The 15,481-nt window shown below is 55.1% G+C and carries 4 protein-coding genes and 1 pseudogene; 1 reads left to right on the plus strand and 4 read right to left on the minus strand.

The window, feature by feature from the left end:
* Window positions 1-406 precede the first annotated feature (406 nt).
* Window positions 407-577 (minus strand): annotated as a pseudogene (locus AC0V6U_RS06650) (calcium-binding protein); the annotation flags it as partial.
* Window positions 578-588: 11 nt separating this feature from the next.
* Window positions 589-13,308, minus strand: coding sequence for a calcium-binding protein (locus tag AC0V6U_RS06655; RefSeq protein WP_472645385.1), 12,720 nt, complete (start codon window positions 13,306-13,308; stop codon window positions 589-591).
* A gap of 390 nt (window positions 13,309-13,698) precedes the next feature.
* Here AC0V6U_RS06655 and AC0V6U_RS06660 point away from each other — a divergent pair, with 390 nt between their 5' ends.
* Entirely contained in the window at window positions 13,699-14,100 is a 402-nt protein-coding gene (locus tag AC0V6U_RS06660) for a hypothetical protein (protein WP_472645386.1), read from the plus strand.
* A gap of 169 nt (window positions 14,101-14,269) precedes the next feature.
* Here AC0V6U_RS06660 and AC0V6U_RS06665 read toward each other — a convergent pair whose 3' ends face one another.
* Together AC0V6U_RS06665 and AC0V6U_RS06670 are read right to left on the minus strand one after the other, a co-directional pair.
* The gene (locus AC0V6U_RS06665) at window positions 14,270-14,812 is read right to left on the minus strand and encodes a hypothetical protein (protein WP_472645387.1); all 543 of its coding nucleotides are present in this window, start codon (window positions 14,810-14,812) and stop codon (window positions 14,270-14,272) included.
* Window positions 14,813-14,834: 22 nt separating this feature from the next.
* The gene (locus tag AC0V6U_RS06670) at window positions 14,835-15,068 is read right to left on the minus strand and encodes a hypothetical protein (RefSeq protein ID WP_472645388.1); all 234 of its coding nucleotides are present in this window, start codon (window positions 15,066-15,068) and stop codon (window positions 14,835-14,837) included.
* Window positions 15,069-15,481 lie beyond the last annotated feature (413 nt).

Below are 15,481 nucleotides of genomic sequence, written 5' to 3' on the forward strand. Positions count from 1 at the left end.
GAATTCTTCCGCCGTTAAGGTCTCTCCAACCTGGAATTGAGGCGGAATGAAATGAGTCAATTCGCGTAAACGGTTCCTCGAAACTGCCATTGAAGAGCAAGTTTTCAGCTGGCGCGCTCAGCATCTGGTCTGCATCGGTAGCCGCGAGTGACAACTCTAGAATTTCTAACCACTGGAGCTCTGTCCCGTCTGCAAAAACAACAAACTCAATGCGTTGTAGAGGACGACTTAGCACATCTTCAAGCAAGATGCGTCCGTCGGTCCCGGCGGCATCGCCGATGCGCAGCTCTAGGTGTCGACCATCCACCTGAACGACACTGACGTCGCCTTGTGCAATGCCAACTCCGAATTCCAGCCTGTCCGAACCGCCCAGATCGACAATCCGATCACGGCCATGACCTAGCTCGAAGCGGTAGATATCGTCACCGCTTCCGCCACGCAGAGTGTCATCGCCCAGACCGCCAACAAACAGATCACGGTCACCGGGCGCGCTATCGTTGTCAAAACCGACAAGCTCGTCGTCGCCAGCGCCGCCGTCGAGAAGGTCAGACCCTTCTCCGCCGATCAGCAGATCATTGCCTTCCTGGCCTAAGCAAGACGATCTTGGCCAAACCCTCCGCGGATAGTGTCATTGCCGCCGCCTCCGGCGAGTCGATCGTTTCCTGCGTACCCGTCAATGCTGTCGTCACCGCCGTTGCCGAAGATAACATTTGCATTTGGCGTGCCAACGATCTCATTGCCAAGATCATTGTCGACAATCGCGGTATCCGGCTCTTCGGACAATGGAAGGCCGTCGAAGTTTGCGCTGTTCAGCGTAGTGGCATCAACGTTCGCAAGACGCAGCACGACCGTTGTCGAACCATCGTCCGCAACGCGAACAACTATGGAATCCATCCCATCTTGATCAATCCGCAATTCACCAGCGAGAAACGGATTCGTCGTGGTAAAACCAACGCGGATCACATCGCCGCCTTCACCGGCAGTGAAATCGGTTATCGTGTCAGCGACGTAGTTGGAGGGTAGTTGGCCGGTCGGAATACCGATGTAAACATCGCTACCTTCGCCGCCAGTGAAAGTGTCTACAGACCCATCTGCTCCGAGATCGAGGAAGATATCGCGACCAGCGCCGCCGGAAACGGAATCGACACCGTCGCCGCCACTCAGAACATCGTCGCCATCGCTCCCGACAAGCGTCTCATCACCAGCGGTGCCATTTATCCGAAGCCCGTCACCGCTGCCATCCGGAACAGCCAGATCGCGTAGGTCATTCAAACTCAATGTGATTCCAGCGTCTGCGAAGACCACTTGCTCAATCGAGCGTGCCGGATCGCTTGAGAAACCGCCTTGGATCAGAATCTTGTCGCCATCGGCACCAAACCGCAGCAAAAGATCATCAAGAGCTTCACCGGTCACGAAGACCATGAGATCGGAAGGAGTATACCCACTGACACGGATAGCATCAGGCGCATCATCGCCTTGCTCATTGATCGTATCGTAGCCGTCACTGGCCTCATAGAGATAGGTGTCACCACCCGTTCCGCCGCTCAGGATGTCTTGTCCGGTTCCACCACTAATTACATCGTCGCCGGCGCCCGCATTGATCGCGTCATTACCGCCTGCCGCATCTATGGTTTCCGCTTGGTCTGTTCCGGTCACCGTATTCGCGAGATCGCCGAACAACCAGCTGCGACGAATGAGCTCTTCTGCATCCCATGTTGAACCGTCTGCGAAACGAACGGTCTCAACCATTCTGGCGCTATCGGAAAGCGCATTTTCGATTGTCAAACGATGGTTTGAATCAAGCGATTGGAGACGAAGGCTGTTGCCGCTGCGCACGACACGCAGCATGTCAGGAGTAACGCCTTCTCCAATCTCAATCGCATCCAGACCACCTATATCGACCAGCAAATCTTGACCGTCACCGGGCGTCCAAAGATAGGTATCATCACCGAGACCGCCCTCAAGACGGTCATCACCAAGACCGCCATCAAGCGTTTCCGCTCCATCAGTCCCAATGAGGTGGTCATTGCCCTCACCACCTATGAGAGTGTCGCCATCGCCAACTGCCCGAATTGTGTCGTCGCCGCGTCCACCATCAAGCGTCTCAACCGCTTGGGTTCCCAGCAAGTTGCCCCAACGATCGCTAGCCGCATTGTAACGTGCGAGTTGGTCAACTGCGGTCCACTCGGTTCCATCTGCGAATGATATCGTCTCGATCAGGCCTGCGCCTTCAAAGTGCCCATTACGCACTTCGATCCGGTCGCCCTCTCCGCCAATCCAGATTTCGAGAGTGGTCCCGTCGGAACCCAAGCGCATGGCCACATCATCGGTGGTGATCCCAGCACCCAACTCGATCCGGTCAATACCGGACGCATCGTCTATTGTGTCTTGGCCATCGCCAAGCGAAAAGCGGTAAGTATCATTGCCACCTTCATCGGTGAGCTTATCAATATCCTCGCCACCTTCGAAAATGTCATCGCCGAGCCCGCCTTCAAGCGTGTCATCGCCCGTTCCACCGAGTAGCGTGTCATTGCCCTCACCTGCAACGATGGTGTCACGGCCCGTCCCACCGTCGAAAGTCTCGTCAGCAATTGTACCGGCGAAAGAGTCGTCAGCCGGGTTGCCGGGATCGGGAACCGCCGCAGCGATCATCTCGGCATGGGTCATTGTCGTGCCGTCAGCGAACCGAGCGCTTTCGATTCTATAGTCGGCGTTGCTGACGCCATTAGTAATCGTAATCTGGTCTTCAGTTCCGGCGACGCGGATAATCAGGTGAGCGCCGCTGGTGTAGAATTCCAGCTGGTCACGGGTAATGGTCGCGTCGAATTCGAGGGCGTCTGTGCCCATTCCTCGAAAGTTCGAGCCCTCGCTGATCGTATCGCGACCAAATCCTGCACTGAAACGATAGGTGTCATTACCACGCCCACCTCGCATCCAGTCATTGCCCGCACCGCCTTCGAGAATATCGTTATTGACATGATATTGGAGGCTGGTGCCGAAATAGAGGGTATCGTTGCCAGCGCCACCTTGCAGATAATTGTTGCGCGCGAAGGCGCCATAGATAACATCATCTCCGAGCGTTGGAGCGAGTGCAATCGAGACCATTTCCGCGTAGGTCCAAACTGTCCCATCAGCAAAAACGACCGACTCAATCCTGTAGTCATCGTGGTCGCGATGAATGCCAACGCCGCCTTCGATCCGAATGCGATCGCCGGAGCCTTTCACGTCCAGTATCAGGGTGTTGTTGTCTTTCAGATCGCGACTAATCTCGACATCTTCGGCCAAAATAGTTGAGTCGAATTCAATTCGGTCAACGCCCATACCTCGCCAGACCGTGCCTTCGTTTATTCGATCTTGACCGAAACCAGCGCTGAATTTGTAGACATCGTTGCCGCGCCCACCGCGCATAAAATCGTTACCGCCGCCGCCAGTAATGACATCGCTTGTGGTGTCATATTCGACATTACGACCAAAGTAGATGCTGTCATTGCCGTCCAAGCCCTGGAGCGGGACAGTGTATGCATAAATCCCATAGATTGTATCGTCACCAGCTGTTCCAGGCGTGGTCCAATCAACCATCTGCGCCCAAGTCCATTTGGTGCCGTCGGCAAAACGCACTTCCTCCACGCGCCCGGTGTTGCTGTTGCGCCCCCCATTTCCGATCCCGTTTGAAATGAGAATGCGGTCGTCAGTTCCTGTAACAGACAGAATCAGATCATTGCCGTTGGCAGATCGAGATAGCTCGATTTCACTAGCCTGAATTGTGTCGTCGAACTCGATGGCATCAAAGCCCATCCGTCGCCAATTCAGACCTTCATTGATCGTGTCGCGCCCAAACCCAGCGCTGAATCTATAGATGTCGTTGCCGCCGCCGCCGCGCAGCCAGTCATCGCCGCCGCCGCCGATCAGAACATCGCTGCCTATATGGCGGTCAATACTGACACCCGCATTGATGGAATCGTTGCCAAGACCACCCTGGAACGTCTGACTTGCACCGTTGCCACGGATATCGAGATTTGTGACAACCTCAAACGGATTGCCGGAGAAATTACTGCCAGTGAGTGCAGTCGGCGCGACGCCCTCAATCCTAACAAGTGCGCGTCCTTGATCCAGACTGGTTGCCCCCTCAGGCACCCAATAAACAACCGTATCGGCGCCGTCCGCCTGGGCGAAGACATCACCCGTAAGTCCTTCAGCTGGCAAGATGTCAAGACGGTCTCCGCCTTGGCCTGCAGCGAAATCTACGATCGTATCAACACCTGATCCAAGATCAGTAAGCGGAACAAAAACGCGAAATGTATTTGTGGCGTCAACGCCAGAGATACGGCGTGCATGCAGGCCACTGCCGATATCAGCCACATCGCCGACTAGGAAAATTCCCGATCCGTCGGGAGCGAGCTCAGCGACGCGGCCTTCTCCAGTTGGATCAGGTTCAGCAAGCGGATCATCCGCGATGTTGAAAATCGCGCTAAACTCGGCAACGCCTGAGTAGGCAGGATTGATCGGCGTGGACGGACTCAGAAGCGCTTCGGCATCCGAGGCTGATAGAGCGGCGGCCGTCAGCTGAGCGGCGTCCCATTCGGTTCCATCGCCAAATACGACCGCGTCAATACGCGCGGCACCAGACGCGCGCTGATCGACAAGCCTTAGTCGCGCTTCGTCGCCCCTAACCCGAAGGATGAGGTCGTTGCCGTCGATCTGCACAACCAGGTCATCAACGGAGATATCAGGTGCCAATCGAATCTCGTCGTACGATCCGCTCCAATTGCCTTCGATGATTGTGTCGCGCCCATCTCCGCGTGCGAAATCGTAGGTCGTATCGCCAATGCCGCCCGCCTGCACATCATCGCCGGTTCCGTTAGCAATCGCAGCCGTCACATCGAGAGTGGAACCGAGATTGATCGTGTCATCGCCGGCTGAACCAGCAAAGGCGCGGCTCAAAAGCTCGCCGAGATCCCAGAAGCTACCGTCAGCGAATTCGACCCGCTCGATGCCGTAATCGGTCGTCGCGTTGCCGCCGCGCAGCATATCTTTCAAGCGAATGCGGTCATCTGTTCCTTGGATGCCGATAACAATATCGCTCGGCCCAACTTCCAGAAATACTAGGTCAGTAGCGGCAATTCCCAAGCCAAAGCGCAAAATGTCCACTACTGAAGGATCAATCGTCTCAACATCGTCGATCGTATCCTGGCCATCGCCAAGTTCAATGACATAGACGTCACCGCCGCTACGGCCGCGGAGCACATCATCGCCGGTATTGCCCGCAAGCGTATCACCAAAGTCACTACCCGAGAGTTGATCATTGCCGGCAAAGCCTGAAAGTGCGGCTGGCGTTGAACCACGAGCATCGATGATATCGTCGCCGTCGCCAAGCGGAATTGTAGCGATCAACTCGCCGAACGAAACACTGCGTCCGTCCGAAAATCTGACAAGATTGACAATCGGATTGCTGCCAGATGGCGGCGTCACCAAAGTAACGCTGTCGGCACTGCCTGCGAGCGAAAGCACCAGATTGCCGTCGCGATCGAGACTAGCCAACACGTCTTCCAAGGCAATGGTTTCTGCGAAATGCAGCTCAGCAAGGCCATCGGCGGCGCTGGTGGTCTCAATTCGGTCTTGTCCATCGCCGCGACCAAAGCGGAAAATATCCGCACCGCCATTGCCGATAAGTACATCATCACCGCCAAGTCCGGTGATCACATCAGCAGAGGATGTTCCGACAAGGCGATCGTCGCGATCGGTCGCGGTAAGTGCGACACGGTCCAGCAACTGCTGGCGCGTAACGACTGTTCCGTCTGAGAACTCTACACTGTCGATACCTTGCCAGGACGAACCATAGGACAGGACAATTTCATCATCACTGTCAGCAAAAGTAAGGATCAGTTCGTTGCGGCTAGCGTCAGCCCGCGCCACTTCCAACTCGTCGGGACGATAGCCGAAGATTTGCAATACATCGGTGCCGGAACTGTCGCTGAGTACGTCGCGACCATCACCACGTGTGAAGGTGAATCGATCATTGCCGGCACTGCCTTCGATCCGGTCATCGCCGCCGCCTCCAATGAGCAAGTCGTCGCGATTACTGCCTTGAATTCGGTTGTCGCCCACATCCGCCTGGGCATCGACATAGGCTTGGACAAGTTCAGTGCCATTCCAGGTTGTTCCATCTCCGAACTCGATTATCGGTACTGCACCCGTTCCAAGCGCCCCTTTCACAATCAACTGGTCGCCGGTAGATAGCGATGCGATAATCAGATCGTTGGAGCTTACACCTGCGGCACGAACTTCAACGCTGCTTGCCGATTGCTGCTCGAGAACAACGGTGGCATCTGTGACGCCTCCGGGCATCTCCACACGGTCTATGCCGTCTCCTGCGCCAATGACCAGTCGCGACCCCTGAGCTAGGAGAATCCGGTCATTGCCTCCAGCCGGTCGATACTCACGATCAAGCGGAAGATCGCGCAGATCGACCAGTTCTTGAGCGTCAGCGCTGCGCTCTTCAAAGATGATGGCGCGGACTTCTGCAAGCGAAAGTGAGGTTCCATCGAAGAACTCGAATGTTTCAACAGGGGCAGCCTTATAGCCACCGAAGATGATCAGGCGATCCTCTCCAGCCCCCAGTGTAATGAGCAAATCGCCGTCGATTTCCTCAAATTTCACCGCTTCCTGAGTAATCTGATCACCGAAGACAATGCGATCAATACCGCCCGTGTCGGCCACGGAATCGCTGCCATCGCCTAAACCAAAGCGATAGGTATCGTTTCCTCGACCACCGGCCAGCGCGTCTGACCCAGCACCACCGTAAATGGTGTCGTCACGATGATCAAAACCGGTGAGTTGTTCGTCTTCCTCTCCGCCGGTGAGCATCCGATCGATTACGTCATCGAGAGATAGGATCGTGCCGTCGGCAAATTCGAAACTCTCAACACTGGTCGACGCAAGCCCACCAACAATCGTCAGAGCATCAAGGCCATTGCCAAGACTAATCAGCAGGTCATTGTCCTGCCGCAAGATCACAAGGTCTTCTTGGCGGACTGATGCGCCAAAGATCACCCGATCAACAACGTTCGCCGAGTCTGCCTTCTCTTCGATCCGATCGAAACCGTAGCCAGAAGTAAAAGCATAGGTGTCGGCCTGATTGCCGCCAATTAGCCTATCGTCACCTTGACGGCCATCGAGTGTATTTGGAGCATCTTGCGTGCCTTCGATGACATTGTCGCCGCGATTTCCGCCAGCGATCTGTAGCAGTTCTTCCACGTCTGAAATCTTGATGATCGAGCCGTCGAAGAATTTGAACAATTCGATCTCGTCTTCAGGCGAACGGAACTGGTTTCGCACGCGCAATGTGTCGGTGCGCCCTGTGATCGAAATGAGAAGGTCATCGCCGTCTTTGGTGAAAACAATGTTGTCACGCGTAATGTCGCCGCCAAATTCGATCGTGTCGTTAACCGCGACGCTCACGCCCTTGCGATCAGTCCACCTCGAGCGAACTCTTCGGTCAACTATGACGTCTTGGCCATAGCCGACATCAAACTTGTAGATGTCACCGCCGTCACCGCCTTCGAGAAGGTCGTCTCCTGCCCGGCCATCTAGGATTTCACCGAAATTCGATCCGGTCAGCGCTTCATTTGCGCTTGTCCCGACAATGTCGACTTGGTCGGGATTGATCTGGCGGAAATCAACCGTGCGGTCGGTGAACTCGAAAAGCTCAACCGCCTGTGCCTGGGTCCCTTCGCGCACATACTGGTTTTCGAAAGTAATCCGTTCACCGGTGGCTCGCACAACAAATACCAAGTCGAGAGCAGTGCGTTCAATATCGATGTCGAGACTGGAAATTCCGTCGAGCACGACGCGATCGGACCCGCCAGAGTCGACGACAGTGTCGCTGCCTTTACCCCGCCCAAGTCGGTATTGATCGTTGCCGCCAAAGCCGACCAGACGGTCATCCCCGAGCCCACCATCAAGCGTATCGGAGATGCGGTCAAAGCCGTAAATGGTATCGTCACCATCGGTACCAGCGATATCAACGTAGTGTTGGAGCAACTTGTACGCCGACCACTCGGTACCATCAGCAAATTCGATGGTTTCGAGCATGTTGACGAAGCCGATAAACTGAACGTGCTCGAGGAAATCCGTCAGAGTGACCTGATCATCGTTCCCAGCTACTCGCAAGGTTAGCGTGTCTGATGCACCCTCGCGCAAGAAGTCGATGTCGGTCCAGCGAATGTCGTCGATAAATTCGAGCTTATCGGCGCCGGGAGGCCCAAACAGGTTGAAGCTAAAGTCGGCATCTTCAACCACATCACTGCCATACCCTCGACCGAAAACGTAGGTGTCATCACCTTCAAGACCTGTCAGGAAGTCATCCCCTGCGCCGCCATCGAGCCGATTGTTATTGATAAATCCGTAGATCGCATCATCGTATTCGGTCTTGGCGTTCTCAAGAACCCGCTCAACAATTTGCGTGAACTCAAGGCTCGTTCCGTCTTCAAAAATGAAGCGTTCGATCAAGTTTGGCGCGACGTATTCCAGCCCGTCACTGCTTCCGATTACGTCCGAGAACAGGCCGAGATTGGTGCGTATGCCATCAAACTGGCCAACGATCTCAATGGAATCGCCTGTTTCTGCACCAGCTTGGTCGAGCACGAATATCTTGAGGTTATTGCTGTCGCCATCACGAACCAGCTTGACATCGTCTGCTGAAATGTCACCACGGAATCGTAGAAAGTCGATCCCCGCCTTGACGGGACCGAATGAAAATCCGCCCTGATCATCAATCACATCCTGGCCGTCTCCAGCCTCAAAGATGTAAAAGTCACCGCCAGCGCCGCCAGACATGTAGTCGTTGCCGCGGCCGCCCCAAAGTACGTCAATATCGCCCGAGCCCAGCAGGCTGTCGTTAAAGTCGCCTGCGGCTCGCTCGCGGTCGACGACTTCCATCGACATGCGGAAGCGGTCCCAGACTACACCGTCGGCAAAGACAATCGAGGTCACGCCGGTCTGAAGTTGTTTGCCGTTGCTTAAATACGGATTGAGCTCACCCAGGAACTGATCGGTCAGTCGAATGACATTGGGGCGACCTTCGATCTCAAGGATCAAGTCTTGTCCATCGCGGATCGCATTGACTTGCGTCGAGAGGACGTCCGAAAAACGCAACTCGTCCGCGTCGCCATCGTCGCGATCATAGATTACATCGTTGCCAGCATCCTTGCCGACGAAATAGAAATCCGCACCTTCTCCGCCGGTAATCTGCTGGTCGCCGGACGACAGATAGAAGAAATCCGTACCTGAGGTGCCATCGACTTGAGTAGCGGTCGCCTCATGATCGATAATCCGCTCTTCATTGATCGACAGAGCGTGCGCGACGCCGCGAATATCGAGATCTATGCCAACATTCTCAAATGCTGGCAGCAGCATCTGCATAATGAATGCTTGGTCGATTGAAACAGAACCACCCAGCAGATTGCCTTCGCCACTTGGCCGATAATCTGGATAAATCTGCCAAAGGATTTCGTTCCAGTCCGTCAAGTAATCGAGGACTGCATCGTTATCGTTCGAGGCAGGTGCATCCGCGAAAATCGCCTCAAACAGCGGTGCAAGTTGGCGCTCGGTTGTCGGCACGTATGCGTCTTGCGCTACGTTATACTCGAACCCTGTTGCGTAGTCCGACAAACCGCCCTGCAATGCCAACCGAACGGCGAACCTGCGGCTTGTAGTGATGTACTGGGACATGACTGGCCCCAGCAACTCAATCATGACGCCAATGCCAGAGACATAGCGCGCCGGATCATCAGAGAGGTTCGCGTCGCCGCCTGGACCGACTGTATAATCGATAGTGCCAGTGTCGTTGTTCAGCGTCGCACTGAGCATTTCCGGGCGGAAGTCGACCCCACCAAGAGACGTCGCGAAGTGGAATTGCGACGGCGTGAGCATCTCCACTCGATAAGTGGAATCATCGGTCGAGTTGACCTCGTCGAGATTGTCGAAATCGATCGCGTAATTGCGCAGATTGAACTCGCGGTAATCGCCAGTCTTCCATTCGAGCTCGATCGCCCGATCAAGGTTGCGCGCCCACACATAGAAGCTGCCGTCGCGATCGGTGACTTCAACTGTGTAGTCGACAACCTGACCGTCCGTGAAGCGAACACCGATGCGCTCGACCGGCAATGCCGCGAGCGAGTTAAACCCGAGTTCTTCGGTGCGCCATTCAGTGCCGTCGGCGTGAGCCAGATTGAGAATATCCGCACGCGTCGTATAGGTGGTCGCCGGATCTGAAGCGAGCGACCAGCTGCCATCAGCCTGCTCGATACCATAATCCAGGATAACCGCGCGGCCATCGACGATCTGGGTCAGATATGGCGCGGCTTCGCGGTGCTCCAGTTCCGATGCACGATCAGACGGAGACCATTGCTGCTCAAGCCGCCAGCCGCCGGTTTGCGCCATCACATCTTCGAGTGTTGGACGGTCGATGGACCCACCTTGGGCGTCAAGTACCGCCGCGCCGCTTGCAAGGGTCCAATATCCGCCGCTCGCATCTTCTACGTAGACTCCGCGATCGACCAACACTGCGTTGCCATCTGTATCCGTGCCAACCAGCACTGGAGTCAGCTCGCGCGTTAGCTCTTGGCCTGCGCCCCATTTGCCCAGCACGTCGCCCGCCTGCGCCACGAGTTCGCGCAAGTTCGGCGCAGTCATCGCCGCAGCGGTGGTTGTCGCCAGTTCTTCGAGCGCAATGTCGTTCGCCATGGCGACCGAGAGGTCGGTGATCCGGCCAAAGCCCTTGGCATCGAGCGATTGCCCAGCCTGCCAGTCCGCCGCGCCGCTTTCGCCTGCATATTTCGTATCGACATCGTTGGACGCAAGGATGGCGTCGAAGACACGCCGACGCGCACCGTCTTCAAACACGACATCGCCAAACCCGGTTAGGCGCGTGCCCTGCGGAGTGGTCGCATCGAGCGCCTGTCCGACGGCATCGATGCTCACTATTCCAAGCTCATCCAGCGTTTTGAGCTCGCCAGCATCGGTTATGCCGTCGCGGTCATAATCTTGCCACACCTGAAGCTCGCTCCAGACGGCATCGGCGATTGTAATCTTGCCATCGCCGTCGCTGTCGAGCGTCGCAAGCTCGGCAAAGCCTGATTGCCCCACCCCGCCGAACATTTCGGAGACATCGTCGATCCGGCCATTGCCATTGGCGTCGAGAACGAGGAAGCCATCATCACCCTTGAGCCACCCAGTACGTTCGGCAAAGAGATCGCCGTCGACATCGAAGTAGACTTGGTTCTCCTGCATGGGGAGAGTTTCGATGCCATCCCCATCCAGGTCGATGATCAGGGGGTCCGCATCTGTCGCCCAACGAATTCGCTTTGCGAATCTGGCCGTGGCGGCAACAAGCGTGAACGCTTCGTCAACCAGCGGTCCGCCGCCCGAAGCAGCCAACGTAATGAACGTCGGGGGAAGCATCGCGAGCAAAGTGTGGATCGGATTGGCCTGCTTAAAGACCATTCCGAATGTGCCTTTGTTATCGAGACCGAATTGCTGAGCACCATTGAAGCCACCAACAATGTCGACATTCTTTATCCGCATCCAACCGGGGACATCAGCCCCGCCGGTGATGGGTTCATAGGTCGCGTTTGCGTCAGGTCCGTTGAACAAGTCGAGGAATGCGTTTGCAAACAAGTCTGTGACGTAGAGGTCGTATCCGCCATCCTGATTCTTGATGGTCACGTAGACCATCCCCGGCAGAAGATTATCGTACCACATCCCGCGAGCTGGATCGTAACGACCCGAATTCGGATCTTCAGAGTTATTTAGCGCCGCCAAACCGAACGCAGCAACGCTCATTCCTCCGGTCAGCCCAGCCAGAAGCGCTCCACCCGACGCATTGCCGCCGGTTAGGGGCAATCCATAGAATGACAGCACATCATTGTGCTGTGCATCCATCACAGTCGTGTCCGGCCAATACCAGAAATTATCCGAGTTTTCAGGAGAGTCTTCGACGGGCACCGGGCCGGTCTTTTGCGTCCCATCGTCATTGGAGATCGGAAAGCCAGCCTCGTCAAACAAAGGCCCTTCGGTTAGACCATCGAAGGTGTCGCCGTAGAGGATCCCGCCTGCAGATGTATTGAAAATCCAGTCACGGCCAATGCCGCCGATCGTGGTAACACCGTCACCCTTCAGCAGAGCAAGAACTGCGTCATTTCCGGCCCCGCCATCAAGTATCAGCCTCTGGTCTACTTCCAGTATTTCAGAATCAGGCTGGCCGGGTCGGGTTTCACTACCCGCAGTCAACACCTTACCGGTTACACCAACAACGAGATCGTTGCCATCACCGCCCGCTGCGACGCCATAGCCGAAATGATAAAGTTCATCGTCACCACCACCGCCAACAATGATCCCTCCGTCGCGGGCGTTGAAGAGTTCATCTAAGTCTTCACCCGCCACTGCAGCAGGTTTCAGCGGGTCCTGATCGGTGACATAATACTGTCCAAGGAAAGATGAAAGAACGGGATTACCAAGAGTGCCCGCGTTTGCATTCTCGATCAATCTCTGAACGAGCTCTAGGTCATAAACTCCCAGGGAGTTATCGCCATTGGGGAAGAAGCCTTCCCCCAAAATAGCGTCCGTGATTGCTTTAGACAGATCGGAGCCATCATCCGACAGCTTTTCAAGCAATTCATCGCCGTTATTGAATGAATCGTATATTGTCCAAGCGCCTAGAGCGGCACCAAGAATAACCGCGCCAACAGGATGTCTCGATGCGACGAATGCGATTGCTTTTGCGGTTGCAATACTGAAGGCAAGGACACTACCGCCAACAATAACTGCGGTCTCTTGAAATTCACCCCATTCGCCTGTCTCCAATCCCTTGCGAAATGGGTCGTGAAGGGCGTTGACGATTTCGATTGGATCACCAATCTTGCCAATTTTACCTGCATTCGCGAGCCTTTGACCGAGGGTTGTTGCACCACCTTCGGTGAGGTTCGACGCGGCGTCATGCGCCTGAGTAATCGCATCACCAAGCAGTTCGGCCGCACCTTTCCCAACGAGGGAAGTCGGATCGTTCGCTGCAAAATCATTCGGAATAATATCGAGATTGGTTTTACCAAGCTCAATCCAGCGATTGAGTTGATCAATGCGATCAGCGGTCGTCTGGTCGGTGTCCGAACTTGTATCAGAATCGTTTGTGATTTCCTCAGCGACCGCGCTAGCCGCCAACAACTCAACCGCAAGCCGCTGATCAAGGTCGGCGTCGATGACCGTGTTAGTGGCCTCGGCCGACCGGCGATATGCAAGCGTAGTAGCCGCCACCACGATATGCTTCGTCTCAGCTCGTAGTTTTTTCTCCCTTGCCGCCACGGTGCCAAGCCCAGCGGCAGCATCCAATCGACTGAGCAGTCGGGCCTTTTCACTATCAGTGATGAGTTTACTGCCATCAGGCAGCGTTTTGGCATTCAGGTCATTTGCAAATTGTCGCGCAAGTTCAGCTCGCCAAGCGACATCTTTGTCGTAGACGGTGCGGAGCTTCCCACTGTCAGCGTCCAGTTGCGCTTGATGTGCATCAATGCGCGCCCGAGCTTCGAGTACCGCTTCTGAGTTTTGGACGGCGGCATCAGAACTATCGAATTGACCCACAGTTACGCGGTATGGTTTTCTAACCAGCTCACCTGAATCAGGATCAGTGAAGCCTTGCGTATAAGCTTGCCTGATCTGCTGGAAGACGGCGTCGCCGCCGATCACTGGAATCGGATTGCCATCCAGATTTACAATCTGACCTTTGGCCCATTTGGTCGTGAAATCGAAAAGATTCAAAACCGCGGAGCGGACAGCCGCGTCGGACGCGCCCGCTTTTTTCGCCATATCGATTGCACGGAGCTGCTCGTCCAAAAAGAGGTTCTTGCCCGACTGATCACCCTGGTGACGATTAACTCCCGACCGCGAAAGCTCGTCGAGCAAGACCTGCTTGAGCGGATTGGAATCGTCCAATCCTTGAATCTCCGCAACAAGCTGGGAGTTGGCGTAGAGCAACAGAAGGTTGCCCAACATGTTTTTGTCGATGCCAGCCAGCCCAAACAAAGCGACGAAGCGCGCGTTGTTCCATAAATCTTGCGCGAAGATATGCTCAGCCTGAAAATCAGCCAGCAGAATGAAGTTTGGCGGTTGCGTTGCCATCTTTGTTTTGCCCCCCGGAAGCCGCTCTAAACGACCTTACATTTCACGAGATCAAGGCCAGTCAGGCCTTCGGCCTTGATCGCCGACACCAATTGATCACTCAGAAAAAAACGCTCACGCACCTCAGCTCGACCCAAATATCAGGGCCATCGAGTGCATCGGATGAAACGACGATATCGTCAGGCTTGCCGAACCCGCCCATAAGCCAACAGTCGAAATCCTCGATCTGCTCAACTCCAACAGACTGCTCGGGAATGAAGGCGCGCTTGACATTGCCGAAGTTCAAGAAGTGCCAGTCACCCTCGACCGGCGTTTCCTTATCCTTCTTGAAAACAGGAACAGGATACAGCGATGCACCTCCCAAATCGAACCGACGAAAAACATCGGCGAGCCGCCCAGAAACGACCGGCAAAGCGTTCGCAGTGATGAAGTCACGGAAGCTGTAATCGGACTCCTTGGCTCGCTCTTGACCATAAATTTCGGGCGGGAACACCTCTCTGCCAAGCACTTCGCCCGAATTGTTTCGATCCTCTGCATCGATCATCCGCTGACTAGCCAGGTCCTCCTCCCTCCAATCATTGGTAACCGGAGCGCTGTATTCCAGCCTCTTCAGCGAATAACACATCCACACGCCATCGCTCATAATTTGCCTCTCCTTGGTCGGCTCACCGCCGCCATCCGATAAATAAAATTGCCAGCCCCAAAGCGAGGCCAAGACCTGCAAAAATACTCGCCGATCCGACTGTTCCAAATTGTTCCACCATCGGGTTCAGGATTGCTGCCGCCGTTTCTGTCCTGCGTCCGCTCGCATTCTCGATCGGGCCAAGCAGCGACATCGCCGCCAATATGAAACCAACCCCAACTGGCGCGAGCACCATGCCCAGCTTGGACGCGCTCATACAGCGCTACCTTGCGGAAGCACTGATACCAAAATCCAACAATTTACGAGATGCGGCTGCGACCCCACTCGATTCCCCCTACATCAATCCCCATATCACAATGCCATGGGAAATTCAGAAATCAACCTGCGGCCAAGTAAAATTTTCGGGGAAATACAGGGCAAAAACTGGATTTGGATTCCGTAAACCATTCAGGGACCAGTATTTCTGCGATTTCGTACTGTGCGACCCTGCGTCGCACCTGTGCAGATAATATCAAGGTTTTACAATTTCGCTGCATTGCAGCAACAGGTCGCCCACAAAGATGAGCTGCTTCATGGCATAAAAGTAATCACGCGGCGCCGATAGAACTCATCTCACCCGCAGCTCAGTTGACAGCCACGTTCCTTTGCCTATCCCTTCACACTTTCACT

It is taken from the genome of Erythrobacter sp. W36 (assembly GCF_057364935.1).

Bases quoted from the DNA above. Each gene is read 5' to 3' on its own strand.
- AC0V6U_RS06670 (WP_472645388.1), bottom strand. From the start codon at position 15,068: ATGAGCGCGTCCAAGCTGGGCATGGTGCTCGCGCCAGTTGGGGTTGGT.
- AC0V6U_RS06665 (WP_472645387.1), bottom strand. From the start codon at position 14,812: ATGAGCGATGGCGTGTGGATGTGTTATTCGCTGAAGAGGCTGGAATAC.